The sequence below is a fragment of the Pedobacter cryoconitis genome (assembly GCF_003259615.1).
In the GTDB taxonomy this organism is placed as follows: Bacteria; Bacteroidota; Bacteroidia; order Sphingobacteriales; family Sphingobacteriaceae; genus Pedobacter; species Pedobacter cryoconitis.
The window spans coordinates 121,389-148,105 of record NZ_QLLR01000012.1; the positions used below are offsets into that span (position 1 = coordinate 121,389).

A 26,717-nucleotide genomic window follows, 5' to 3' on the forward strand; every position below is an offset into this window, starting at 1 on the left:
CTTTTTACTAAACTCTATTAATAGTGACATTTACCACACTCAATTCCACCTAATGCTGCAGGTGTAATTTTCTCACCTTTTTTGATTTTCTCATGAGCCTCAATAATTTTGGTGTAGAATGCGTTGTCTTTAACTTCTAACTTGGTGTCTTTATGACAGTTGATACACCATTTCATGGTTAGAGGAGAATACTGATAGATCTCTTCCATTGTATTAACCGGTCCGTGACAAGCAAAACAAACTGGCTCGTTTGGTTTCAATCCTTTTTCTTTACGGATAGCTTCTTCAGCTACAACAACGTGTTGTGAGTGATTGAAGTAAGCGAAATCAGGAAGGTTGTGAACACGTACCCACTCAATTGGTTTTTCTTTAGACTTGTCATAAGTCATTTTATCTGCATCGTAACCTAATGCGTTGTAGATTTTCTGAATCTCAGGAGAGATATTTCCATCATGGCTGTCTCTGGCCTGAACCTGTTTGTGACAGTTCATACAAACGTTAAGCGAAGGTATGGTTGCGTTTTTAGATTCGAATGCACCAGCGTGACAGTACTGACAATCAATCTGGTTTACACCAGCGTGTAACTCGTGAGAGAATTTAATTGGCTGTGTTGGCTGGTAACCTGTAGAAACACCAGTGTTCCACATGCCCATCCATCCAAATGAACCTAAGCTTATCACTAAGCACAGGATCACGAAGAAAACAAACTTCTTGTTTTTGAATAACTGACCAATGCCAGCTAACATCGACGTTTTCTCTTCGTCTTCTTCGATTTCTACACCTTGTTTTTTCAGGATCAGGCGCTCAAGCATTTTGATTGCTCTTGCCAGGATCACTAATACAATGATAGAGATCAGGATTACAGCAATTACTCCTACGATAGAGAAGTTTGAAACTTCATCAGAACCAGTAGCTGCACCAGCAGCTTCTACTTTCTTAGGCTCACCTACTTTTACGTAAGCAAGGATGCTTTTAATCTGCTCAGGCGTTAAAGATGGAAACGCTGTCATGTCGGCATTCGGATTGAACTTCGAAGCCTCTACAGCCTCTTTGTCTCCCGACGCGATAAATGCCGGAGCATTGTTGATCCATTTTAACAAAAACGCTTCGCTCTTTGTAGGTACAATCGTTTGTAATGCCGGGCCGATCAGATCGCGGTCCAGTGCATGACATGAAGTACATTTTTCCTTGAAGATTTTTCTACCTTCTACTGCGTCTTGTGCTTGCGTACCAGAAACGATTAAAACAGATAGAGCCGTAAACATAAATGCCGACTTCCAAACTCTTCTAATGATCAATGAGATATTCCTCATAATGAGTATTTTATGCTTTATTTTAAAAAACTGTAATGAACGTATTGATGTTTAAACTCTTGTTCTTCACCAAAACGTCCACAAAAGTAAAATTTATTAAGTTACCAATGACAAAGAAATGACAGTAAATACAATTTATAATCATTCTAAACTTTTCCATTTTATGGCTTTAAACGAAGAAAATCAGCAAATTTTTCTATTTGCTGATTTTCTATACGACAAAAATCCAGATAAGGATTTGGAATTATAATTTACATTTTTAATATCCAGGCAAAAATCAATGGTGCTACGATAGTTGCATCAGACTCCACGATAAACTTAGGCGTATGGATGTCCAGCTTGCCCCAGGTGATCTTTTCGTTCGGTACAGCGCCAGAATACGATCCGTAAGAAGTCGTAGAATCAGAGATCTGGCAGAAATAAGTCCAGAAAGGAATATTCTCCATTTCCATATCCTGATATAACATAGGCACTACACAAATCGGGAAATCTCCGGCGATACCACCACCAATCTGGAAGAATCCGATTCCTTTTCCGCCACTGTTTTTAATATACCAGTCTGCAAGGTAACCCATATACTCAATTCCGCTCTTCACTGTAGAAGCCTGTAATTCTTTTTTCATTACATAAGAAGCGAAGATATTCCCCATCGTTGAATCTTCCCATCCCGGAACTACAATCGGCAGATTTTTTTCCGCAGCTGCAAGCATCCATGAATTTTTAGGGTCGATTTCATAATATTGCTCAAGCACACCGCTCAATAACATTTTGTACATATACTCATGCGGGAAATAACGCTCACCAGCTTTCTCCGCATTTGTCCAGATCTCCTGAATATGTTTCTGTAAACGTCTGAAAGCTTCTTCCTCAGGAATACAAGTATCAGTTACACGGTTATAATGGTTTTCTAATAAATCCCACTCGTCCTGAGGAGTTAAATCACGGTAATTAGGTACACGTTTATAATGTGAATGGGCAACAAGGTTCATAATATCCTCTTCCAGATTCGCACCTGTACACGAGATTATAGAAACTTTATCCTGACGGATCATTTCTGCCAATGAAATTCCCAGCTCAGCAGTACTCATTGCACCAGCAAGGGTAATCATCATTTTACCACCTTCATCTAAATGCGTTTCATAGCCTTTAGCCGCATCCATCATTGCTGCTGCATTGAAATGGAGGTAATGCCCTTCCATGAATTTTGATATTGGTCCTCTTGTTACGCTCATTTTAATTAAGATTATTCTGTTTTGTATAAACCGCCGCAAAAATAAGGAAATATTCGTTAAAAACGACTCCCCGCTCAACACCATATTATTAATCAATCAGTGCTTTTATTTAGAACCTCAGACAAATATTCTTTTTTATTTAGAATAATTATAAATAATGTATTATGTTTGAACTATTCCAACAAAGCCGCTCTCATTTTATGCTTAATTGTTAAACTCAAAAATGCAATCCTATGTGCAAAACAATAGTTTTAAGTTCAGGAAAAGACACTGCAATATCACATTGCCCATGCTGCAATGTATTTTACATCTGGCATAACAATCTCTTGTTAAACTTTACCCACAATGACTTTTTAAACTTTAAAGATATTATTCAAAACTTCGCTTTCTCAGAAACCAGCCTGCCCTTTCCAGATAAAAAGGAGAGAATATTATTACGTACCCCAAATGAAGACATCAGCTTTGCCTTTACGCACGATGAGCTGGATTCTTTCCGCTCTATGCTCAACGAAGCTGTGTTTATGAAAGAAGTTTATACCCTGATGGGAACAGAGCCCGGAACAAATCATTAGCGATAAATAAAGCTGCACCAGATTTTACTCATAAATTGCTTACTTTAGCGCCTTTATTTTACGTATTATAACTACGCGCAGCCCCCTCTAATGAGAAAATTTTTGCTTTCCACCACCCTATTGCTCTCAACGCTTCATGGATTTGGACAAATGAAACTGATCAAACGTATGTTGTCAGAAGATGTAGATACAACCCGCAAAGCGAGTTTTATGCCACTTCCTCTGCTAAGATACTCTCAGGAGATAGGTATGGAATTTGGTATCGGCGGTCTTTACTCTACCTATCTTGATAAAAAAGACACCTTGAACCGTAGTTCTAATTTTTCAACAGTGCTCTCACTCTCTACAAAAAGCACTTATAATGTAAGTCTGAAAGGCGACGTGTGGACAAAACATAATGCTTATCACCTGATTAGTGAACTCAGGTTCAGAAGTATGCCATTTGACTTTTTCGGCATCGGCAACCAAACACTGGAAGCCAATAAAGACAGGTTAGTACAACGCCAGATCAGGGCATTCTTCGACGTAGAGAAAAATATCCTTCCCTTCTTTTATACAGGCGTATCCTTAGGTTATGAAAACTATAGTTTCAAAGACAAAGTACCAGGTGGAATTTATGATACTGACCCGGCCGTTCTTGGTCAGAATGGAGGATCAGTTCTTTTTCTGGGTGTCTCTCAAACCTACGATACCAGGAATTCAAATAACTACCCGACCAAAGGATTTTTCGGCAGGGTATCCTATCAATATGCCCCGAATGTTTTCGGCGGAAATGATTTTTCAGGCAGCCAGATTAAAGTCGTTGTCCGTAACTTCTGGCCATTATCTAAAAAATTCGTCTTAGGCGTAAACGGAATTTATTATACCATACAAAGCAGCAGTACCCCATTCTATCTATTACCGCAACTCGGTAATGACGAAATGATGCGTGGCTATTATTCAGGCCGTTACAGAGACGAAAACCTGATTGCTGCACAAACAGAATTGCGTTACCGTTACAATAACCGCTTTGGCTTAGTTGCATTTGGTGGCGGCGGGCGCGTTTTTGCGAACGGAGATTTCTCCCTTAAACAATTTAAACCCTCTTACGGCGCAGGAGTAAGATACTTCTACGATCCTGCTAAAGGACTGAGCGTAAGAGCAGACTATGCAGTTGGAGAGAAAAGACCGAATGAAGCCAGACAATCAGGATTTTACCTGAGCCTGGCAGAAGCATTTTAGAACTTAATCTTAAAATGTTCCTTTTTCTGGCCTTTTTTGAAGTAAACCAGACCGATCCAGAATAAATCTACCGTTACCGTTACATCCGGGTGGTTCTTGATTTCTTCCCAGGCTTCCTTCATTCCTTTGCTCCAGTAAATATCATCAAAGATCAGTAATGAATCCTCATGCACCTTTGGCAAGCACCATTTGAAGTAATTTATCGTAGCATCTTTACGGTGGTTACCATCGATATAAACAAAATCCAGCTTTGCAGCCTGATCAATTACAACTGGTAACAACACATCAAAATTACCAACCTGTAACTCTATATTGTCCAGTTCAAGATCCTGAAAATTCTCATAAGCCTTTTTAGCAGTCTCCGGACACCCCTCAATCGTGATAATATCTGAAGCAGGGCAAGCCTTCGATAAATAAGCAGTGGTAATGCCAAGGCAAGTACCCAGTTCGATCAGATTTTCAGGCTTACTGTTTTTTGCCAGGCGATAAATTAATTGCGCTAACCTAGGCGACTTCAACGCATTTTTAGCGATTTCCTTTACCTTTTTTGTACGGTTTTTGTTCAGATGAGAACCAGCACCAAGATCAGTTACCGTGATTAAAGCATCGTCATTTAAAAGTTTTTTTCTTTGTTCCTCAATACCTTTGTACTCAGTTTTGGAGTTAAAATCGTAAATTACCTCATCTACCAAATGATAAACAAAAGGCGAATGAGTTCCGTGTCTGCTTTTAGAGGTTAAACGATGCTTCAGATAGTCACTGATAAATTGTAATGCCATAACTGCAAAAATAGATAAACGATTATTCTAATTGGTATTTTTTAATGGAAAATAGTTCAGAAATAAAAGCGCTGGTAAAATTACTCGATGACACTGACCAGGAAGTTTTCGAACAAGTAGCGAAACGTCTCCTTGAACACGGAACTTCAGTCATTCATTTTCTGGAAACGGAATGGGAGAAATCCCTCGATACACTCTTACAGGAAAGAATAGAAAACATCGTTCATCAGATCCAGTTTAACACCGTCAAAGAAGACCTTAATCTTTGGTATCAGAGCGGTGCGTTCGATCTTTTGCAAGGCGCTTTAGTTATCAACCGCTATCAATATCCTGACCTTGATGAACAGAAAGTCATTAACCAGATAGAAGAACTTAAAAGAGAAATCTGGACAAACCTGCAATACGAAATGAGTTCCGTAGAGAAGATTAAACTCATTAACCACATCTTTTATAACATTCACGGCTTCAAAGGAAATACGAAGAACCATCACGATCCTCAAAACTCTTATATCAACCAGGTACTGGATACCAAAAAAGGAAACCAGATCTCTCTGGCCATTATTTATGCCACTATTGCGCAGAAACTGGATATTCCGGTATACGGAGTGAACCTGCCGCAGCATTTTATACTCGGTTACATTGATGAAAGCAAAAGAGAAGAAAATGAATTTGGCGTACTGTTTTACATCAATGCCTTTAACAAAGGAGCAATTTTTGGCAAACACGATGTAGACCAGTTTTTACGCCAGCTGAACCTGCAGCCACTACCAGGCTTTTATGCCCCATGCAGTAACGTGGAAATTATCCGCAGGATTATCCGTAACCTGATCTCTGCTTATGAAAATATAGGTAATCCGGAAAAGGTGGAAGAGCTGAAAGAATTACAGGATATTCTGGTTAAAAGCGACCTCTAATTCGCTGACAACAGCTGATTAGCCACCATCCATTCCTGCAAACGAAGAAACCAGTCATCAGTAGTCTTCTTATTGTGCATGCCATAGCCATGTCCGCCGGCCTGGTAAAGATGTGTTTCTGCAGCAACCTTATTCTTCACCATCTCCTGGTTAAATAAGATCGTATTCTCTACCGGAACAGTATCATCATCATTCGCATGAACCAGGAAACTGATAGGTGTCTGTGCATTTACATGCAGTTCATTGGAGAAATATTCCTTTTGTGCCTGGGTAGCATTCGGGCCGATCAGATTCTTAACAGAGCCCGTATGCGCCGAAGCCGTAAAACTGATCACCGGGTAAATCAGCACTGCAAAATCAGGTCTGAGGCTCAATCCTTCAGGATTCTTAATTTTAAGATCTCCATAATGAACCGCAAGCGAAGCCGCAAGATGTCCGCCAGCAGAGAAACCCATGATGCCGATTTTCGAAGGATTAATATGCCATGCCGCCGCGTTTTTACGAACCAGGTAAATTGCCTGCTGCGCATCCTGTAAAGGGCCCAAAGACTGCTCTACCATAATCGTATCACTCGGCAGGCGATACTTCAGCACAAATGCCGTTACACCTTGTGCAGCAAAACGGCGTGCTACTTCCTCCCCCTCATGGTCTGTAGCCAGGAAAGCATAACCGCCACCCGGACAAATAATCACAGCCGTTCCATTTGCTTTCTGCGGATCAGCAGCATAAAGACTGAGCGAAGGATCAGTGACCTTGCTCAGTCCAAAAACTTTACCATTAATGATTGTTTCTTTTTCCTTATAATTAGCAGGGGCCGCTTTTGCCCCCGGTATTTTGCCCGGGTACAGCTTCATCACTTCCTGAGCCTGTACTCCATTCCCTGCCAATATTCCCATAACTAAAAGTAACAACCAATTTTTATTCATTAGAATTCCATTAAATATGCTTTCAAAAAATCATTCAGCTCCCCATCAAGGACAGCCTGTGCATTAGAAGTTTCATAATTAGTTCTCAGATCTTTCACCAGTTTATACGGATGTAAAACATAATTCCTGATTTGTGAGCCCCACTCAATCTTCATTTTTGAACCTTCCACAGCGGCAGATGCAATCATCCTTTCGCGCATGACCGCTTCATATAACTGTGACTTCAGGAGTCTTAACGCATTCTCCTTGTTCTGTAATTGAGAACGCGATTCCTGGTTTTTAATTACAATACCAGAAGGTTTATGGTACAACCGTACCGCAGTTTCCACTTTATTTACATTCTGACCACCCGCTCCACCAGAACGGAAAGTTTCGAATTCAATATCCGCGTCCTTGATTTCAATCTCGATCGTATCATCCACTAATGGATAAACATAGACCGAAGCGAATGAAGTATGCCGGCGTGCATTAGAATCAAAAGGTGAAATACGCACCAGCCGGTGCACTCCGTTTTCACCCTTCAGATAACCGTAAGAGAAATCTCCCGCAAATTGTAAAGTAACCGTTTTTACACCCGTTACCTCTCCAGGCTGAAAATCCTGCTCAGTCACTTTGTAACCGTTCTTTTCGCCCCACATGATGTACATTCTCATCAGCATCGCCGCCCAGTCACAACTCTCAGTTCCACCAGCACCTGCAGTAATCTGCATCACTGCATTCAGCTGATCTTCCTTGCTGCTCAGCATGTTTTTCAATTCCAGATCCTCGATCAGGTGCAGACACTTTTCGTACTGCTCCTCCATCTCCTCTTTGGTAGCATCCCCGGATTGCAGGAAATCAAATAAGACCTGTGTATCCTCAAACTCCGCGTTAACTTTCTGCCAGGCATCAGTCCACACTTTTTTGGAGTTCATTTCTGCCAAATGCTTTTCAGCCTTTTTGGGATCATCCCAAAAATCTGTTTGTAAGGTAAGCTCCTGTTCTATATAAATAGCTTCGAGTCGGGTTTCGACGTCAAAGATGCCTCCTCAGCGACGCTACTCTGTCCCTTAAATCCTGTATTTGTTCTTTTGTCATAATCACAAATATAACACAAAAGGCTACCTGAACAATGTTCGGATAGCCTTTTACAAAATTAGTGTATATGTTTAGCTAAAAAGCCCTTTAAGTTTATCTACAATACTGCCGCCTTCAGCCCACGGTTCACCTGGTTTACCACTGGTAAATAAGTTCGTCAGATCTGACAACTCAAACTTTCCATCCGGCCCTGATATTTTGCTCAGTACATCTTTAATATCAAAAGAGCTGTCATTGGGATCATTTGTTTTGTTAATGAATTTGCCAATGATACCGGGAATCACAGAAGCAGCAATTCCTTTCGCTGTATCCAGTTTGATTCCCATACCTGCCAACTTATCGATGAAACCAGCTGAAGCATCCTGCGCAACCGCACTTCCTTCAACATTTCCACCTTTAAAAGCGTCTACAAGACCACCAATATTACCAGAAGATAATTGTTGTTTTAAAGCATCAATGATAGATCCAGAAGCCGCAGAAATCGCAGCCTCATTGTGCTCATCCGGAATTTCACTATTGTTAACAATAGCATCCTGAGTACTATCTTTAACCAGTTGATTCAAATTTTCTAACATAACGGGTAGTTTTTATAGGTGAACTGTTATTTTTTATTAAATATAATACAAATAAAAACCAGTGACAACCACTCATTTGACTGCTAAAAGTAAAATATTCAATTTTAAAGGCCGTTTTACTATTAAATACAATTCAATCTGCCGACATTTAAACTATACATTTACAGAAACACCATTTATTTATGTTACCAACCATCAACTTTACAGAGACAGCGGCCTATAAATACCTGGCTGATCACTTCATTGACATCAATGAAAAGAACTTGAAACAACTGTTTGCAGAAGATGAAAAGCGTTTTGAGAAGTTTTCAGTAGTTTTCGAAGACATCCTGCTCGATTATTCAAAAAACAGGATCAATGATACTACCCTTGCTCTGCTGATGCAGCTTGCCAGAGAATGCAAACTGGATGAAGCCATTAAAGCAATGTTCAGCGGAGAAAAGATAAATCAGACAGAAGACAGAGCTGTTTTACATACTGCCTTGCGTAACCAAAGCAATAAACCTGTTTATGCAGATGGGATCAACGTTATGGACGATGTGAACGAAGTATTAGCTAAAATGGAGAAATTCAGTGAAGCGATTATTTCCGGCTCATGGAAAGGTTATACCGGCAAAGCAATTACCGATGTCGTTAATATCGGTATCGGCGGCTCTGATCTGGGACCAGTGATGGTTACTGAAGCCTTAAAAGCTTACAAGAACCATTTAACGATGCACTTCGTGTCTAATATAGACGGTACACATATCGTGGAAACCCTGAAAACAGTGGACCCTGAAACTACCCTTTTCCTGGTTGCTTCCAAAACATTCACCACACAGGAGACTATGACCAATGCCAATACAGCAAGAGACTGGTTTTTGAGCAAAGGTGCAAAACAAGAAGACGTGGCTAAACACTTCGCCGCGCTTTCTACCAATGCTAAAGATGTAGCTGCATTTGGAATTGACACTGCAAATATGTTTGGTTTCTGGGACTGGGTTGGCGGAAGATACTCTTTATGGAGTGCCATTGGTATGCCTATCGCGCTGAGCGTAGGTTTTGCTAACTTCAAAGAACTGCTTGCCGGTGCACACGCAGCAGATGAGCACTTTGAAAACACGCCATTTGAAAACAATGTAGCCGTAATCCTTGCCTTATTAGGCATCTGGTATATCAATTTCTTTGATGCAGAAACAGAAGCAATCCTTCCTTACGATCAATACCTGCACCGTTTCGCGGCTTATTTCCAACAAGGAGATATGGAAAGCAACGGTAAACATGTAGACCGTAACGGAAATGAAGTTACTTATGAAACAGGCCCGATTATCTGGGGTGAGCCCGGAACTAATGGTCAGCACGCATTTTATCAGCTGATCCACCAGGGAACACGTATTATTCCTTGTGATTTTATTGCGCCGGCACAAAGCCTGAACCCAATCGGAGAACATCACCCGATTCTGTTGTCTAACTTCTTTGCACAAACAGAAGCCCTGATGAACGGAAAAACCGAAGAACAGGTGACTGCAGAACTGCAAAAAGAAGGAAAAACAGCAGAAGAGATCAAAAAGCTTGCGCCATTCAAAGTTTTTGAAGGTAACAGGCCAACAAACTCAATCCTGCTGAAAAAAGTAACACCACGCAGCCTGGGAACACTGATTGCTATTTATGAACACAAGATATTTGTTCAGGGTATCGTATGGAACATTTTTAGCTTTGACCAATGGGGTGTGGAATTAGGAAAACAACTGGCAAAAAGCATCCTTCCTGAATTGAAGAATGACGACGCTGTTTCCTCACACGATGTTTCTACAAACGGATTAATTAATCAGTACAAAAACTGGAGATAATCATACATTCCTGTTTAGCAATAAACAGGGATATTTAACCGAACGTTTCCATTTGTACATTTCTTATATTAAACCTTTATTGCGAAAAACTGTCTCAGACTTAAATTCGTTAATCAAGCATTACAAATTATAAAAATAAATACAAATGGAAACGTTTAAAAATTGTCTGCTCCTGGTTCTTATCTTTTCAGGCTTTCAATTAAAAGCCCAGACAGCAGAAGAAGCAACCACTAAAAATGTAGAAGCAAAGAACTATGTATTTGTCGCCAGCAGCGCAAATCCTTTGAATGCTACGGATATTAACAATGTAATGAGCCGAATGCCAGGTTATACTGGCGGAGGTAATATTAACCTCGCAGGATCAAATTATAGCCTTACCGTCACATCAGACAGCCTGGTTTCTTACCTCCCTTATTACGGCAGATCCTATACCCCTAAAATCGGAGATCCCAATGATAGCGGGATCAAATTCAAGTCTAAAGATTTCACTTATAAAAGTACGCAGAACAAAAAAGGCGGATGGCTGATTCTGATCAATCCAAAAGATGTGAAAGACAATTATAACCTGACACTTTCAATTACAAAATCAGGCCGCGCTACGCTTTCCGTAGTCAGCAACAGCCAGCAATCCATCAGTTTTGAAGGAAATATTACTGAGCCCGAATTAAAAAAGAAAAAATAGGTCGGCAAACTTGTGCTGAATTGAATTCTTATTTTGGCGTAACCGGAACCAGTTGTATCTGGAACAACTTACTAAACTTCTTTCCGGTTACAAAAAGACGTTTACCAGCTGCATCCCATGCAATCCCGTTCAGTACGTCTGTATTAGGAAATCTATCCTTAGCAGGCAATATTCCTGTCAGGTCAATATAACTCAACACAGAGCCGCTTTTAGGGTCTATGACTGCGATCTTATCTGTCTGATAGATGTTCGCATATATTTTTCCGTCTATGTACTCCAGTTCGTTCAGTTCAGCGACTTCTCCGTTGTTGTCATAAACGTCTACATAACTTTCTTCCTTGTAGTTGTCTTTGTTTAAAAACCAGATCCGGTTGGTTCCATCAGACTTGATGATCCGCTGCCCATCAAAGGTTAGCCCCCAACCCTCTCTGCTATTCTGATAAGGAAAAGTACCTAACTGTTTTAATGACCTGGCATCGTAAATAAACCCAACATCTTCTTTCCAGGTCAGCAAGATAATTTTATCACCAATCAGCGTAGAACCCTCCCCAAAGAATTTCTTTTCCAGCTCAATCTTCGGAGACGCTTTACCCGTCTGCAGGTCTACCCATTTTAAAGTAGAAAAGCCATACTCTCCGCTGCTCTCCAGTAAACGGCCATTGTGATATTCTAAACCTTGTGTATAAGAACTGGTATCATGTGGAAACGTATTGATCACTTTATAGGTGAATTCAGTCGGCTTGACCGACGATTTCAAAACAATATTAATAGTCAGTGTATCTTTTTTGGAGCCATTATCCACTACCGCAGTAATCAATTTATAACCTAATGATAAACCATCCGTTTTAATCGTTAATGCTTCTCCGTTATTTTTCGAACCTACCGATTTACCATCCAGCAGATAATTCACGCTGTTTACTTTCCCTTCCGCAGGAACATCCAGCTGTACCTTCACATCCTCACCCAGTCCAAAACTTTGTCCCTGTTCCGGAAGTTTGAAGCTCAGCGCATCACTGGTTCCTGCGCCGCTTTTACAAGAGATCACGAAAGTAATACCAGTAAGCGCACCGATCAGGAGTATTAATTTAGGTAATTTAACGAGCGTATTAGTTTGGCCAAAATGCATCTTCAATATGATTAATTTTATAAAGTTGTTCATTTTCAAAAACAATTGCAACAATATCGTACCGAATTTCCCCCTGGTGGTTCTTTCGGTCAATATAAATAGCGGAAGCGAATTCCATTTGCTTTTCCTTTTTCCAGTCCACAAAATCTTCCGGTTCACCATGCCCGACAGAGCTACGGGTTTTTACCTCCACGAAAATAAGCTTACTGTCATAAAAAGCGATCAGGTCTATTTCCGCCCTTTTAAACACCCAGTTTTTCTCCAGAATACGATAACCAAGCTGTTCTAAATAAGATGAAGCCAATTGCTCTCCCCTTCTTCCCAGTTCGTTATGCGCTGCCATTATTTGATGACAACAGACCCTAAGAACTTTGAAATTTCCCGCTCCACATTTTTAATATGTGCATAACGCTGCATCAGGATCTCCTGATTCACAGCATCTGTTTCCACTTTAATTTCCTGTAGCAAACCAAGCAGAATACGGTCTACTTTTCTCTTTTTCAAATGGAAAAGCCCGCCCAGAATAGTCGCTTTCAGATTAACCGTTTCATCCCGCACATAAATCTTGTGCTTGTTATACCAGTTCTCACTCAGCGAATAAGGAGAACTCGATAAAGTAATCGCTAAATCAGCAATATCACGGTCATTATTTTTAATGAACTGATTTGCCACCGGCAAATGTCCATTCTCAATTTCTTCTTTGTAATTCTGGATAATCAGCTTGCAGGTTTCATCTTCAAATGTAACATCAGAAAGGTTTTGCATGATAAACGAACCGATATACATGTTATCAATATTATCCCAGCTCACCAGCTCATGCCCAAAGGCCAGTAAAAGCCTGACAATCTCATGCTCCTGCAATAAATCATCGTCCACCCGGGTTTCCGTTTCCGGAAGATCCATAGGCGCATTGTCATCAAACAGATTATCAGGAGGGCCATCCGGATAAGGTGAATGACTAGCATTAGATGACTTCTGCTGATAACCTTGCTGATACCCTTGTTGCTGACCTTGTCCGCCCTTTTTAAACTTCGCCGAACGGATTTTGTTCAGTTCGGTCATTAACATCCGTTCCTCTACCTGGAGCAAGTGACTGCATTCCCTGATAAATACAGAAGCTTTAATATCATCTGGTATTTTCGCGATACTTTCTACAATATCCCTGATAATGCCCGCACGTTTAATCGGATCTGTACCCGCTTCCTTTAACAGCGTATCTGCCTTGTAAAGAATGAAATCCTTACGGTTATTTTCTATATAAATCTTAAAAGCACCGGCACCGACCTTGTGCATATAAGAATCCGGATCATGACCATCAGGAAAGTTAACCACTTTCACATTCAGCCCTTCTTCCAGGATCATATCCAACCCACGCAGCGAAGCTTTAATCCCCGCAGCATCCCCATCATATAAAATGGTTACATTCTGCGTAAAACGTCCGATGAGCCTGATCTGCTCAATCGTTAATGAAGTACCCGAAGAGGCCACTACATTTTCAATATTTGCCTGATGTACAGAAAGTACATCCGCATAACCCTCTACCAGGTAACAATTGTCTAAATCACGAATCGCCTTTTTGGCTTGATACAACCCGTAAAGTACGTTCGATTTATGGTAAATATCACTCTCCGGAGAGTTGACATACTTTGGAACATTTTTATCAGTTTTCAGTGTCCGGCCACCAAAACCAATTACCCTTCCGGTAAAATTATGGATTGGGAACATGACCCTGCCCCGGAAGCGGTCGTAAACCTTACCCTTCTCATTGCGGATCGCCAGACCAGTCTTTTCCAGATACTCTTCTTTGTGCCCTGCCGAAGCCGCACTTAAGATTAAAGCATCCCACTGATCAGGAGAATAGCCCAGTTCGAACTTCTTAATGATGTCTTCCCGGAAACCGCGTTCTTTAAAATAGCTTAAACCGATTGCACGTCCCTGTTCACCAGTCCACAGCTCATTGGCAAAATAATTTGCCGCATACAAAGACACTACATATAAACTTTCCCTGGCATTGTTAGCCTCCTGAACTTCCGGGCTCTCTTCCTTCTCCTCAACCTCAATATTGTATTTCTGAGCCAGGTATTTTAAGGCCTCAGGATAAGAATACTTCTCGTGGTCCATAATAAAACGCACAGAATCTCCCCCTTTACCGCAACCAAAGCACTTGTAAATACCTTTGGTTACCGATACGTGAAAAGATGGTGTTTTCTCATTATGAAAAGGACAATTACCGATTAAGCTTGTCCCACGCTTCTTTAAAGACACAAAATCACCGACAACTTCCTCAATACGGGAAGTGTCCATGATTTTGTTAATAGTATCCTGATATATCATTCAAACAAATTACTTGACTAGTGGTATTAACGTTGCAGCCAACGTTTGATTACCTTTTTCATTAAGATGTACGCCATCAGTTGTTAAGATCCCTTTTGGGAGATCCTGCGGATTATTCTGCAAATCATATTCCGTAAACAACTTTCTCAAATCACATAACACCAGCTTATTTTTAGTGGCCAGTTCTCTGATCGCTGCCGAATATTTATCCAGCTCAGCATCCAGTTCGTTGGCACTACTCTTTTTCTCTCCAATAACTGCTGGTGTACAAACGACAACCTTAGCACCATTAGCCTGAATTTTATTAATTAATGCCTGGTAGAATTTCACAAATTTATCCAGGTCCGTTCCCGTATGAGAACTCTGTTTGTGCCAAACGTCATTTACACCGATGTAAATAACAACCAGGTCTGGTTTTTTATTTAAAACATCATCTTCTAAACGCAGGTAAAGATCATATACCTTGTTCCCGCCAACACCAGCTCCAATAACTTCATAAGCCGGGGAACTCAGTTTTTTACTGATCAGATCAACATAACCACCCGGCTGGGCACCTTGCTGGGTAATAGAATCACCAAAGAAAATAATCTTTTTAGATTTGGCTTTCATAGCCATAAAAGTAAGTAACAAGCATCCTGTAGCCAGAAATGCCATAGTTTGGATCAATCTTTTCATGAACATGCGTTTTGTGGTTAGAATAGGTTTGGTACAGCCGAAAACCTGGTTAAAATCCCCAGGAAAACAAAGGTAACCAATTTAGCAATTTTTTGGTAAAGCTTTAATGCCTATTCCGTAACGCCTGAATTTTAACGTGGTTTAAATATACCCCTGATTGTATCTTGTATCCGGAATATATCACTCATTCCATATAGCCCAACTGACTCTTCCAGATGGTCATTTGAAGGTTTTTCTTCTACGCCAGCAGCAATCAGGTGGACTTGATTCGCAAGGTCTGGCAAATATTTCATGAGATAAATAGCATCAAGGGAAATCCTTGCCACACCATCATTATAGACAGCCCCCCTGGCTTTTACATTCTTTAAGTCCTTTAATTCCGGGACCCGCGTAAAAACCTGATCATAAAATTCTATAATAGGATAATTATTCTGCCCAACCAGATCATGGATATAAGCCGCATAAAACTGACCATCCAATTGGAATGAAATTACATCTTTTGATCTGTAGAAAGTGATACTCTCGCGATGTCCTGGTCTTTTTTTAAGTGGTACCGGATCAGAATTTAAAACAGCCTTAATCTCTTCCGTCTTTCTGAAAAAATGATCACTCAGCACTACACCTTTATTTAATTTATCGATTGCCTTTAATGCCTGCTCAGTAATTGTTTTATCCTTAAAACCATACTTATGCAGTAATACAGCCAATACAAGAATTACTTTTTCTTTATAATAAGCACCAACCTCTTCTTTTCCAGCCTTCAGTACACAATTCCACCGGGACAATAATTTGGGAAGAAAATCAGCCAGCTGCTGTTCCGCAGTTTCAAATTCCCCATTCATTGACCAGCCTACCAGTCTGGCCAGTTCATCATCAATACAGGAGACTACCTCTCCCGCTGCTAGTTTATCTAATATCTGCTGATGCGTCATTCCCTAAAATCCTAGTGATAATCCTTATGTAATATTAAAAAGCTTGCTCTTTCTTCTTTCTTAAAAGGCACATTCCAATTTCCCTGGTACGTAATCTTGGTCGGTAACTTATCCTCTCCAAAATAGCCCATTTCAATATTCATCTGTACATTAAAATCAAACAGCATATTGCTGTATTTCATATCCACGTAACGGCCAAGAATTGCAAAATCACGCTTATCAAAAATCGTAACCAATTCTTTGATCATTAAACCATCCTTGGTCCATGAGCTCAGATCATTCTTCACACTCACCCTGAAACGGTACACCGGGATTGAATCCAGGTAAGTTCCGCTCTGGAAATTATAATCATAATACTGGCGCATATTCGGCGTAAAAATCTCCGTTTTGCTGCCAATAAAAGGAATCCCCTTTACCGGTTTACCAGGATTAAAAATCAGTGTTTTTAACTTATCCTTATAACTTGAATTGCTATCACCCTTCCCTCCGGGAGAAGAAGTAGCCGTATTGGAAACCAGGTCAGACTTATAAGCATTCATAAAAATGTAATCAAACATTTCTATCGTATACAACTGATACTTGCCATTCTTCTTAAACACCTTGCCCGTATCCTGTTTAACCAGGTATTCCATTCTTACCGGGCCGGAATTGGAATGCCTGATCTTACGGTAAATCTTTCCATTTACCTTATTCTTCTTATCATAAGTATAAATCCTGTTTTCAGCGATGAAACTATACTTTTTCATCTTCCGGAATGCCGCATAAAAACTCGTATCAGTCGTAATTGCCCTGATAAAAGTTTCCACACTCAGCTTCTGAGCAACAATATTCACATTGGAATCCAGCTGGATCGTCTTAATGGTATCCGGATTAAAACGCGGTATCTCCTGCGCAAAACTTCCAAACCCGCAAAGCATTAAAACAGCAATAAACAAACTCTTCATCTAGTTCCCCAATTGCTTTAAAGCGATATAAGCCATCAGGCCGGTAGATATTTTCAAAGCATCCTCGTCCACATCAAAATTTGGATGATGTACAGAATATTTAGTGCCCTTAGCTTCATTTCCCGTACCTAAACGATAAAAACAAGCATCAGTAACCTGGGAATAATATGCGAAATCTTCCGCAGCCATCCAAATATCCAGATCAACCACATTTTCTTTCCCTAAATAATCCTCCGCATAACCACGCGCACTTGCCGTTAACTTTTCCTCATTCACTAAAAAAGGATAACCGTCCATGATATTAAACTCACAACTGCCACCCATACTTTCCGCAATCCCTTCAGCCATTTTCTTCATCAAACGTTTCGCTTCTGCACGCCATTCCTCATTTAATGTTCTGAAAGTTCCTTCAATCTTCACTTCATTCGGAATAATATTGGTCGCACCATTGGCAATCACCTTTCCGAAAGAAAGCACAGATGGTAACCTTGGATCTGCATTACGGCTCACAATCTGCTGTAAAGCCACAATAATATGAGAAGTAATCAATACAGGATCGATGTTCTGCTGAGGCTGTGCCCCATGACCACCTTTTCCTTTTACTGTTACATATAATTCATCCGCAGAGGCCATATAAATTCCAGAACGGAAACCTACTTTTCCAGCATCAATCCAAGGCATTACATGCTGTCCGATGATACTTGCCGGTCTTGGATTCTCCAATACCCCTTCCGCAATCATCAAACTTGCCCCACCCGGAAGAATTTCTTCACCCGGCTGGAAGATCAATTTAATTGTTCCGCCAAACTCAGCCTTCATTTCATTCAGAATATACGCTGCCCCTAACAAAGAAGAAATATGTACATCATGTCCGCAGGCGTGCATTACCCCAACATTTTTCGACACATAAGGCTTATCATTGGCCTCGACGATTGGCAAAGCATCTATATCCCCGCGAAGCGCAATAACTTCCTCAGACGGAAGATCTCCCTTAATCAGACCAACTACACCAGTATTCGCCATAATCGTAAAGGGAATGCCCCACGAAGTTAGTTTATCCTGAATAAATGCGGAGGTCTGGAACTCCTGAAAAGAAAGTTCCGGATTCATGTGAAGATGCTGACGATAACCTACAACATCCTGAAATATAGTATTTGCTAAATTTTGAATCTGCTCTTTGTTGATCATTTGATTGGCTATAAACGGGGTGCATTGATTTTTTCTCTGAAGATGAACAAAGTCGGAAACGTTGACCTGAGTTCATTCATCAGTCTCTGGGCTTCCAGACGTGTTCTGAAATCGCCCACACGGAGATAATAATTTGGTTCTTTATAAGTGATATAAGTATTCAGCTTTGGATAAGCCGATTTAAAACGTGCCTGTTCATTGAAAGTCTTTCTCCGGTCTGAACCATAAAATACCTGTACACGGAAACCCATCTGTGAAACAATTGCTCCGCTTCTGTGCCCCGTTGCCGGTGCTGCTTTTTTGCTCAAAGCGATCCTCTTCTCGATCAGGCTGTCTACCAGCGGATCTTTCACAATGATCACTTCTCCTCTTTTCTGGGCGAAAACAGCAAAAGAAAAGCAGCAAATAATAAATGTAAAAAGTGTTTTCATAAGAAGGGTTACAAACTATGCTAAAAAAAGAATGCCGATTTCTTTTTACAAAAATCGGCATTCTTTATGTGTATTACAAATTACAATCCTGCACCATGGCAGTTTTTGTATTTCTTACCACTTCCACAAGGGCAAGGGTCGTTTCTTCCAATAGTGACTTCTTTACGTATTGGTTGTTGCGGAACAGCCTCACGTGTATCCTCAAACTGTACATCACCTGTACTGGTTGAGGAAGCAAATTCAGGTTTTGACAACTGCAATTTGCTTGCTACCGGCTTAGGTGCCTGTGCTTCTCTGATGTCATCAGCTTCCTGCTGCATCGGGATACCACCTTTATATAAGAAACTTACTACTTCTTTATTGACTGCGTTCAACATGTTTTTAAACAAATTGAAAGCTTCCATTTTGTAAATGATTAACGGATCTTTCTGCTCATAAACGGCATTTTGTACAGACTGTTTTAACTCGTCCATTTCACGTAAATGCTCTTTCCATGACTCATCGATTAAAGCAAGAACGATAGTTTTTTCAAATGACTTCGTTACTTCTCTACCATGATTCGCAATCGCTTTTCTCAACTCTACAGGAACCTGGATACTTCTGATTCCGTCAGTGAAAGGAACAACAATTTGCTCAATATGCTCACCGCGCTCTTCAAACACCTGTGTTAATACCGGCATCGCCTGAAGAATGATGTTCTCTGATTTTCTTGCGTAAAACGTAGTTGCTTCCTCAAACAATTTGTCTGTTAAAATATGGATGCTTCTTGAATTGAATTCAGCCTCAGTAATATCAGTATCCAAAGAGAAGTTTTTAATCACCTCTAATTTGAAACCTTCATAGTTACCAGCCTCTTTGTATTCAGAAACTACATCTTCAGCCACATCAAACACCATGTTGTTCATGTCTACATCCAGACGCTCACCGAACAAAGCATTTTTACGTTTTGCATAAATTACAGAACGTTGTGAGTTCATCACATCATCATATTCCAGCAAACGCTTACGGATACCAAAGTTATTTTCTTCTACTTTTTTCTGTGCACGCTCAATAGATTTGGTAATCATTGAATGCTGAATTACTTCACCATCTTCAATTCCCATTTTGACCATGATATTAGAAATACGCTCAGAACCGAATAAACGCATTAAGTTATCTTCCAGTGACACGAAGAACTGAGAAGAACCCGGATCTCCCTGACGACCTGCACGACCACGTAACTGTCTGTCTACACGACGCGACTCATGACGCTCTGTACCAACGATAGCTAAACCACCTGCTTCTTTAACACCAGCACCTAATTTAATATCCGTACCACGACCAGCCATGTTTGTTGCAATTGTAACCGTTCCGGCCTGACCAGCTTCAGCTACAATATCAGCCTCTTTCTGGTGCATTTTCGCATTCAGTACGTTGTGTTTAATACCACGTAACTTTAGCATGCGGCTTAACAGCTCAGAAATCTCTACAGAGGTAGTACCCACCAATACTGGTCTTCCTGCTTCTGTTAATTTTACGATTTCTTCTGCAAGTGCATTATATTTTTCACGAACAGTACGGTAAACGTAATCCTGCTCATCTAATCTCTGCATGATTCTGTTTGTAGGTATTTCTACCACATCCAGTTTGTAAATAGACCAGAACTCACCAGCCTCAGTTGTTGCTGTACCAGTCATACCACATAATTTATGGTACATTCTGAAGAAGTTCTGTAAAGTAACAGTCGCGTAAGTTTGTGAAGCATCTTCTACTTTCACATTTTCTTTAGCTTCAATCGCCTGGTGTAAACCATCAGAATAACGACGGCCATCCATGATACGGCCAGTCTGCTCATCTACAATTTTGATTTTACCTTCATCGATGATGTATTCAACATCCATTTCGAATAAGGTATAAGCTTTTAACAATTGATTTACGGAGTGAACACGTTCAGCTTTGATCGAGTAATCACGCATCAAAGCATCTTTCTGTGCAATTTTATCTTCGCTTTCTAAAGTTGATTTCTCAATTTCAGCGATTTCAGTACCTACATCAGGCAAGACGAAGAAATGCTCATCCTCACCAGATTTGGTGATCAGCTCAATCCCTTTTTCAGTTAATTCTACCTGGTTGTTTTTCTCATCGATATAGAAATATAAATGTGAATCTACTTTAGGCATATTTTTCGACTGATCAGCCATGTAGCTGTTTTCAGTTTTAAGCAGGATATTTTTGTTATTTCCTTCACTTAAGAACTTGATCAGTGCTTTATTTTTTGGTAAACCACGGTGTGCTCTTAATAACGCTAAACCACCTTCGCCTTCTTCAGTTCCGGTTTTACCATCTGCAATTAATTTTTTAGCTTCATTTAAAGCTTTAGTTACGTATTCACGCTGTGCATTTACCAAACGTTCGATTCTTGGTTTCAGCTCATGAAACTCATGCTGATCTCCAAAAGGAACCGGACCTGAGATAATCAATGGAGTACGTGCATCATCAATTAATACTGAATCGACCTCATCCACCATTGCAAAGTGCAATTTGCGCTGTACCAGCTGACCTGGTTCCTGCGCCATATTGTCACGCAGATAATCAAAACCAAACTCGTTGTTCGTACCATAAGTAATATCGGCCAGGTAAGCATTTCTGCGTTCCTGAGAGTTAGGCTCATGTTTATCGATACAATCTACTCTGATCCCATGGAATTCGAACAAAGGACCATTCCACTCCGAGTCACGTCGTGCCAGGTAATCATTCACTGTTACAATGTGTACACCCTGACCAGCTAAAGCATTCAGGTAAGCAGGTAATGTACTTACCAGCGTTTTACCCTCACCCGTTGCCATCTCAGCAATTTTACCATTGTGTAATACAATACCACCAATTAACTGCACATCATAGTGAACCATGTTCCAGACAACAGTACTTCCAGCAGCATCCCATGAATTAGCCCAGTAAGCTTTATCACCTTCAATTTTCACATTCGCTCTGCGTGCAGCATATTCTCTGTCATAAGCAGAAGCCGTAACTTCAAGCGCAGGATTTTCAGCAAAACGTCTTGAAGTTTCTTTCACCACTGCGAAAGCAGCAGGAAGGATTTCCATCAATATAACTTCTAATTCTTTATCTCTGTCTTTTACCAATACATCAATTCGCTCATAAATGGCAGTTTTTTCAGGTAATGATAAATCCTGACCATCAGCATCAGTTTTCAGGGTACTAATTTGAGTATCAATCTCAGCTAAAGATTTGGCTATAATGTCTTTGAAATAGACAGTTTTGTTACGCAATTCATCATTGCTTAAGGCCGAAAGCTTAGCGTATTCTTCATTTATCTTAATGACAAGTGGTTGGATTGCCTTAATATCTCTTTCTGATTTGCTTCCAAAAACTTTGGTTAAAAATCCCAGCATCGTTTTATTTATGTTTTATTTGTTTTAAAATCATCATTTTACAACAACCAAGCCACACCAGTTGATAGGTCACTTTGGCAGTTATCGAGGGATAAAACTACAAAATATCTTGTAATAGTAATGGCTATAGGAGCTTTATTTAAGCAGATAAGTACAATTTGTCATCTTGCGGTAATGATTGAATGAATATAATTTAGGAGAGTCTGTCTAAAATTTAGGCAAAGCGTTTATCTTTGCTGGATATGAATATCTTATTATTAGGTTCTGGTGGAAGAGAAAGCGCTTTCGCCTGGAAGATGAGTCAATCTGAACAGTGCTCAAAACTATTTATCGCACCAGGTAATGGTGGAACAGCAGCATATGGTAAAAATGTAAACCTGAATCCGAATGATTTTGCAGCAATCAAAACATTTGTTTTAACAGAGAAGATTGAGCTTGTTGTTGTCGGCCCTGAAGAACCTCTGGTAAACGGTATTCATGATTTTTTCCTTGCAGATGATAAACTTGCAGGCATCCCGGTGATCGGCCCTAAAAAAGAAGGTGCAATATTGGAAGGCAGCAAGGATTTCTCTAAGGAATTTATGAAGCGCCATAACATCCCTCACCCGGGTTCTAAGTCATTCACTGAAGCGACTTTGGCAGAAGGATTAGCTTACCTGGAAACCCATAGCTTACCAGTTGTTTTAAAAGCAGATGGTTTAGCAGCAGGTAAGGGAGTTTTAATTTGTGAAACCGTAGCGGACGCACAAGCTGAACTAACCCTGATGTTAAGTGAAGGCAAGTTTGGAAATGCAGGTGCGATCGTGGTGATCGAAGAATTCTTAACAGGGATTGAATTGTCAGTATTTGTATTGACTGACGGTGATAATTATGTGATTTTACCAGAAGCGAAAGATTACAAACGTATTGGTCAGGGTGATACCGGGTTAAATACAGGTGGTATGGGTTCTGTATCTCCGGTTCCTTTTGCAGATGAAAAATTCTTGAAGGAAGTTGAAAACAGCATTATCATTCCTACTATTAATGGATTAAAGAAAGATAAAATAGATTATACAGGTTTCATTTTCTTCGGCTTGTTCAAGGTTGGTGATAAACCAATGATTATTGAATATAACTGCAGAATGGGTGATCCTGAAACTCAAAGTGTTATACCAAGAATCGAAAATGATCTGGTAGAACTTTTCATCGCAGCTTCGAAAAAGCAGTTGAAAGATGTTCAATTGAAGATCAGCCCGAAAAGTGCAGCTACTGTTGTCATTGTAGCAGGCGGTTATCCTGGCGATTATGAAAAAGGTAAAGCAATAACCGGAATTGATAACATTCGTAAATCTTTAGCTTTCCATGCAGGAACAATTGCGGAAGGCGGTGTGATTAAAAGTAATGGCGGACGCGTGCTGGCGGTAACAAGTTTACAGGATAACATGTTTGAGGCATTACAATCAGCAACAGCTGATGCAGCAAGGATATACTTTGACGGGAAATATTTCAGAGAAGATATAGGTTTTGATTTGATGTAAGTCGAAATGACGAATTAACAGAAAGGCCCGGAACAGTTGTTTCGGGCCTTTCTGTTTTTAATACATTAATAATCAGCCAGGCAACTATAAGAAATAAAGTCAATTATTTAGGTGTCTTTAACTTTCATCAGGCTTATCCGGAAAACCACCTTTTTTTGATTTCATTAACGTTTGTAATGTCTTAACATCGGTGAGGTCTTGTCTGCGGCCGGAGACTTGTTTATTTTTCACGAGATCGTTAAGGCCGATATAATTAATGACAAGATCATTCTCGAGCTCTATCTTTTCCATATTTAAGATCGCCTCACTAAACTTAACTCCATCAATGAGGTTTAGCACATCAATACGTAATGGTGGATACCCAATCTGGCTAATTAATCCTTCAGTTAAAAAATCCTCTTTCTGGAAGCCAAGAGATTGTAACCCAAAATCATTCACAACTTTGAGCATTCGAATTGCATTTTCTTCAGATACATTGATCCAAATATCGAGATCACCCGTGTGACGAGGCTTGCCATGAAATGCCAGTGCATAACCTCCCACAACCATGTACTCAACATTGTATTGGTTTAACAATTTAACGAAATCTTCAAAATCTTCGGCTAACGTCATGCGTACATTCTTTTCTTTATGAGCTTAGTTTTATCCATTCTTTGTCCCTTTGCTAAAGATTGAGAAATGATGTAGGTAACTGCAGCAGCACGCTCTTTTACCGGTCGGCCCAACCAATATTCCAGATCATTTTGTTCATCATAGGCATCTTTCAGCATAACCCTCCTTAGTACAGGTACTATTTTTCTAATTCGGGGTTCAGGAGCTGGCTTAGGCTTAGAAATAATATTTTTACGTTCTATTCGTATTTCCTGATTTTCATAAGCAACTTTAGCCTTACTCAAGTAATTACTTATAGTATTGTAACTAAACTTTGGATAGCTTAAACAAAAATTCTTTAGGTTAGAAAATACTTCAAAAGGATTCTCTGTACTATTTTTCCAAAAAACTACAATTACTCTTTTTCCCTGAATACCTGGCATTTCCATATATCAAATATAACAAATATAACAACAATATTAGTCATACGAAGATGAAGTTGTGTTGCTTGCCAACTTATAACGCTTAAACCTCAATTTTACAACTTTCAAAAAAATTAATTTTTTAACAGAAATCATTAAATAATCATAAGATTTTTTAAATATATTTAGGATTAATCAATCAACCCTATCCTTATGGAAAAATTAATGATCAATGCGATGATCGCTGGCTGTATGCTGGGATCATTGACCATCCAGCCGATAATGGCAGCAACTGCAAGTGCAATTGTAAAAGCTAAAGGTACAGCCATCGACTATGGCAAAGTAAAACAAGGCAAATATATTGTCTCTTTGTTTGGAGATAGTGCCCAGAATTTTACCAGTGCAGAAGTATTTGACACCATTAGTGGTACATGGCTAAATGTAACCTCCATCACAGGAAAAATTTCTCCTGATGGCAAGGCAAACGCAGTGATCCGTTATGACAATGGCACCAAGACTTTGTATGTGGTGAATCAATTATTTATTCAGTAATACAAACAAGCCCGGTTACCCGCCGGGTTTATTGTTTATCTGCGTCAGCCTGCAAGTTTATTACTCTTAATTTTCAGAAATTACTTATCATTCAATCCTGCAGGCAGTACAATCTCATCCATATTTGCAAGAATAGCATTCTCTATTAATACGACCCTTTGCTTTAACAATGCTGCCATTTCTGCTACAGGTGCAATGTTAAAAGGATAACAATCCGTAACAGGCAAACCCGCCTCTATATTTGAAATCCACTTTTTAGCCAGATCAACATAATCAGCAAGCACATGAACCGTATTTTTGGGTCCGTAAGTATCGAGATACATCGGAGGAAGATCACCTACAACTACCCAGAGAAAATTATCATCCTTACTGGCTGAGTTATCAATTTCATATAAAAAGACACATAACTTCTCCCCCAGATTAAAATAAAGAGAAGAGGCGATGATAGTCTTGCACCAGGGAAACCCTTTAAGATATTGAGTTGCGCGCTCCTGCATCAGGATCACTTCACCATAAAAGTCAAGGTTTTCTTGTAATTCAGTTGTTTTTATTGGGTAGATCATATTTAGCGTGAAGATAAGAATCGCCCGTTAAAAGTCCCAGTTTCCGTCCCCTTTATAGGAATAATAACAAGAAATAAACATCATAATTACTCCAATCGCTATAAAACCAAACTCTATATATTCTGACGATTTATTGTCAAGGATGAATTGCTTGCAATCTTCCTGCTTGTAAATGACTTTGACAGCCTCTCCTTTTCTATACGCTGAAGGCATTGACCCCAATGAATACTCTTCCTCCACACTAACCCCATCAAGCGTTTCATAACTCACAATCGGATAATAACTCCTTCCGCTGAGTACAATATCAGAAACGACCCCGGCAGTTTTGACTCCTGACTTTTTATAGCGCTTGCGGTCAAAAACTTTAAAAAGGCCAAAACCAGCTAACAATAAACCCATAATTAATAAATACACCATCTGATTATCTGTATTAAAAACCTCAATATCAATTTATTACGTTAACGCCATTATTAGACAGGTAAACGTTTCCCAATATACCATTTAAACGATAATAAAGCCGTTCATACAGGGAGTTATTTACGTTAAAATAAATTAATCATCACGAAAATTAACACATGGACCCTACCTACTTTGAAAAGGTATTTACCCCTGTTATTAGTTTGTCCGTTCCTGATTTTGCTTTACAATGGGTCTTGTCCGGTTTTTAGTTTACAGTTGGTCTTGTCCGGTTTTTAGTTTACAGTTGGTCTTGTCCGGTTTTTAGTTTACAGTTGGTCTTGTCCGGTTTTTAGTTTACAGTTTTGAAGAGTGAATATTTCTACTTAAAACTATACATTATGATTTGATTGTAACTACATCTGGCACTTTTTTCTTTCTGGTATTTTTCCAGTATTTTATCAATGGTTCAGTAGTTTGATGAGCAACTTCTGGAGTTAGAAAACTACAACTCATATGTGGTCTAATATTATT

At 39.7% G+C, this 26,717-nt stretch carries 26 protein-coding genes; 7 read left to right on the plus strand and 19 right to left on the minus strand.

What is annotated here, in order from left to right; all coding sequences use genetic code 11:
• Nucleotides 1–17: 17 nt before the first annotated feature.
• Entirely contained in the window at nucleotides 18–1,313 is a 1,296-nt protein-coding gene (locus LY11_RS13660) for a c-type cytochrome (protein ID WP_111634218.1), read from the minus strand.
• A gap of 251 nt (nucleotides 1,314–1,564) precedes the next feature.
• A complete protein-coding gene (locus LY11_RS13665) occupies nucleotides 1,565–2,545 on the minus strand; it encodes a deoxyhypusine synthase family protein (protein WP_111634219.1) in 981 nt (326 codons plus the stop codon).
• A gap of 233 nt (nucleotides 2,546–2,778) precedes the next feature.
• Between LY11_RS13665 and LY11_RS13670 the strand changes: the two genes are divergently transcribed.
• Nucleotides 2,779–3,117 carry a DUF6686 family protein gene (locus tag LY11_RS13670; protein ID WP_245952762.1) on the plus strand — a complete coding sequence of 113 codons (339 nt, stop codon included), beginning with the start codon at nucleotides 2,779–2,781 and terminating at the stop codon, nucleotides 3,115–3,117.
• Between the two features lie 90 nt (nucleotides 3,118–3,207).
• Nucleotides 3,208–4,338 carry a BamA/TamA family outer membrane protein gene (locus tag LY11_RS13675; protein ID WP_111634220.1) on the plus strand — a complete coding sequence of 377 codons (1,131 nt, stop codon included), beginning with the start codon at nucleotides 3,208–3,210 and terminating at the stop codon, nucleotides 4,336–4,338.
• Here LY11_RS13675 and LY11_RS13680 read toward each other — a convergent pair.
• Nucleotides 4,335–5,117, minus strand: a complete 783-nt coding sequence (locus tag LY11_RS13680) for an O-methyltransferase (protein ID WP_111634221.1) — start codon at nucleotides 5,115–5,117, stop codon at nucleotides 4,335–4,337. The genes LY11_RS13675 and LY11_RS13680 overlap by 4 nt on opposite strands.
• A 44-nt stretch (nucleotides 5,118–5,161) precedes the next feature.
• On the opposite strand from LY11_RS13680, the gene LY11_RS13685 reads away from it, so the two are divergent.
• Nucleotides 5,162–6,031 (plus strand): transglutaminase-like domain-containing protein, encoded by an 870-nt coding sequence (locus LY11_RS13685; protein WP_111634222.1) that lies wholly within the window; start codon nucleotides 5,162–5,164, stop codon nucleotides 6,029–6,031.
• Here the strand turns inward: LY11_RS13685 and LY11_RS13690 are convergent.
• The 3 genes from LY11_RS13690 to LY11_RS13700 all read right to left on the minus strand — a co-directional run bounded on the left by LY11_RS13690 (nucleotide 6,028) and on the right by LY11_RS13700 (nucleotide 8,609).
• Nucleotides 6,028–6,957: an alpha/beta hydrolase gene (locus tag LY11_RS13690; protein ID WP_111634223.1), complete on the minus strand. Its 930-nt coding sequence runs from the start codon at nucleotides 6,955–6,957 to the stop codon at nucleotides 6,028–6,030. The two genes, LY11_RS13685 and LY11_RS13690, sit on opposite strands and share 4 nt — an antisense overlap.
• Nucleotides 6,957–8,034, minus strand: a protein-coding gene (gene prfB / locus LY11_RS13695) for a peptide chain release factor 2 (RefSeq protein WP_211321550.1) whose coding sequence is annotated in 2 segments (ribosomal slippage) — nucleotides 6,957–7,973 and nucleotides 7,975–8,034 — 1,077 coding nt in all. Because the reading frame shifts where the segments join, the coding sequence is not laid out codon by codon here. The genes LY11_RS13690 and prfB overlap by 1 nt, the downstream gene beginning before the upstream one ends.
• A 71-nt stretch (nucleotides 8,035–8,105) precedes the next feature.
• Nucleotides 8,106–8,609, minus strand: coding sequence for a hypothetical protein (locus tag LY11_RS13700; protein WP_111634224.1), 504 nt, complete (start codon nucleotides 8,607–8,609; stop codon nucleotides 8,106–8,108).
• Between the two features lie 182 nt (nucleotides 8,610–8,791).
• Here LY11_RS13700 and pgi point away from each other — a divergent pair, with 182 nt between their 5' ends.
• Together pgi and LY11_RS13710 are read left to right on the plus strand one after the other, a co-directional pair.
• Entirely contained in the window at nucleotides 8,792–10,438 is a 1,647-nt protein-coding gene (gene pgi, locus LY11_RS13705; protein WP_111634225.1) for a glucose-6-phosphate isomerase, read from the plus strand.
• A 145-nt stretch (nucleotides 10,439–10,583) separates the two neighbouring features.
• On the plus strand, nucleotides 10,584–11,120 hold the full coding sequence (locus tag LY11_RS13710) for a DUF4251 domain-containing protein (RefSeq protein ID WP_111634226.1): 537 nt from the start codon (nucleotides 10,584–10,586) through the stop codon (nucleotides 11,118–11,120).
• Nucleotides 11,121–11,148: 28 nt separating this feature from the next.
• Here LY11_RS13710 and LY11_RS13715 read toward each other — a convergent pair whose 3' ends face one another.
• From LY11_RS13715 to secA, 9 genes are all read right to left on the minus strand, one after another.
• Nucleotides 11,149–12,246, minus strand: a complete 1,098-nt coding sequence (locus LY11_RS13715) for a glutaminyl-peptide cyclotransferase (RefSeq protein ID WP_111634227.1) — start codon at nucleotides 12,244–12,246, stop codon at nucleotides 11,149–11,151.
• Complete coding sequence (locus LY11_RS13720) at nucleotides 12,227–12,589, minus strand: YraN family protein (protein WP_068404004.1); 363 nt, start codon at nucleotides 12,587–12,589, stop codon at nucleotides 12,227–12,229. The genes LY11_RS13715 and LY11_RS13720 overlap by 20 nt, the downstream gene beginning before the upstream one ends.
• Nucleotides 12,589–14,580 (minus strand): DNA primase, encoded by a 1,992-nt coding sequence (dnaG, locus tag LY11_RS13725; protein WP_111634228.1) that lies wholly within the window; start codon nucleotides 14,578–14,580, stop codon nucleotides 12,589–12,591. The genes LY11_RS13720 and dnaG overlap by 1 nt, the downstream gene beginning before the upstream one ends.
• A gap of 9 nt (nucleotides 14,581–14,589) precedes the next feature.
• A complete protein-coding gene (locus LY11_RS13730) occupies nucleotides 14,590–15,255 on the minus strand; it encodes an SGNH/GDSL hydrolase family protein (protein WP_111634252.1) in 666 nt (221 codons plus the stop codon).
• Nucleotides 15,256–15,386: 131 nt separating this feature from the next.
• Complete coding sequence (locus LY11_RS13735; RefSeq protein WP_111634229.1) at nucleotides 15,387–16,187, minus strand: hypothetical protein; 801 nt, start codon at nucleotides 16,185–16,187, stop codon at nucleotides 15,387–15,389.
• Between the two features lie 11 nt (nucleotides 16,188–16,198).
• The gene (locus tag LY11_RS13740) at nucleotides 16,199–17,131 is read right to left on the minus strand and encodes a hypothetical protein (protein WP_111634230.1); all 933 of its coding nucleotides are present in this window, start codon (nucleotides 17,129–17,131) and stop codon (nucleotides 16,199–16,201) included.
• Nucleotides 17,132–18,319 (minus strand): M20 metallopeptidase family protein, encoded by a 1,188-nt coding sequence (locus LY11_RS13745; RefSeq protein WP_111634231.1) that lies wholly within the window; start codon nucleotides 18,317–18,319, stop codon nucleotides 17,132–17,134.
• Nucleotides 18,320–18,327: 8 nt separating this feature from the next.
• The gene (locus LY11_RS13750) at nucleotides 18,328–18,750 is read right to left on the minus strand and encodes an SPOR domain-containing protein (RefSeq protein ID WP_245952763.1); all 423 of its coding nucleotides are present in this window, start codon (nucleotides 18,748–18,750) and stop codon (nucleotides 18,328–18,330) included.
• 80 nt (nucleotides 18,751–18,830) lie between these two features.
• The gene (secA, locus tag LY11_RS13755) at nucleotides 18,831–22,142 is read right to left on the minus strand and encodes a preprotein translocase subunit SecA (RefSeq protein WP_111634232.1); all 3,312 of its coding nucleotides are present in this window, start codon (nucleotides 22,140–22,142) and stop codon (nucleotides 18,831–18,833) included.
• A gap of 242 nt (nucleotides 22,143–22,384) precedes the next feature.
• Between secA and purD the strand changes: the two genes are divergently transcribed.
• A complete protein-coding gene (purD, locus tag LY11_RS13760; RefSeq protein ID WP_111634233.1) occupies nucleotides 22,385–23,659 on the plus strand; it encodes a phosphoribosylamine--glycine ligase in 1,275 nt (424 codons plus the stop codon).
• A 117-nt stretch (nucleotides 23,660–23,776) separates the two neighbouring features.
• Here purD and LY11_RS13765 read toward each other — a convergent pair whose 3' ends face one another.
• Together LY11_RS13765 and LY11_RS13770 are read right to left on the minus strand one after the other, a co-directional pair.
• Entirely contained in the window at nucleotides 23,777–24,271 is a 495-nt protein-coding gene (locus LY11_RS13765; RefSeq protein WP_245952764.1) for a hypothetical protein, read from the minus strand.
• Nucleotides 24,268–24,699, minus strand: a complete 432-nt coding sequence (locus LY11_RS13770; protein ID WP_111634234.1) for a hypothetical protein — start codon at nucleotides 24,697–24,699, stop codon at nucleotides 24,268–24,270. The genes LY11_RS13765 and LY11_RS13770 overlap by 4 nt, the downstream gene beginning before the upstream one ends.
• 186 nt (nucleotides 24,700–24,885) lie before the next feature.
• Here LY11_RS13770 and LY11_RS13775 point away from each other — a divergent pair, with 186 nt between their 5' ends.
• A complete protein-coding gene (locus LY11_RS13775; RefSeq protein WP_111634235.1) occupies nucleotides 24,886–25,224 on the plus strand; it encodes a hypothetical protein in 339 nt (112 codons plus the stop codon).
• Between the two features lie 80 nt (nucleotides 25,225–25,304).
• Here LY11_RS13775 and LY11_RS13780 read toward each other — a convergent pair whose 3' ends face one another.
• Together LY11_RS13780 and LY11_RS13785 are read right to left on the minus strand one after the other, a co-directional pair.
• Nucleotides 25,305–25,787 (minus strand): hypothetical protein, encoded by a 483-nt coding sequence (locus LY11_RS13780; RefSeq protein ID WP_111634236.1) that lies wholly within the window; start codon nucleotides 25,785–25,787, stop codon nucleotides 25,305–25,307.
• Between the two features lie 27 nt (nucleotides 25,788–25,814).
• Complete coding sequence (locus LY11_RS13785) at nucleotides 25,815–26,204, minus strand: DUF3592 domain-containing protein (protein WP_111634237.1); 390 nt, start codon at nucleotides 26,202–26,204, stop codon at nucleotides 25,815–25,817.
• Nucleotides 26,205–26,717 lie beyond the last annotated feature (513 nt).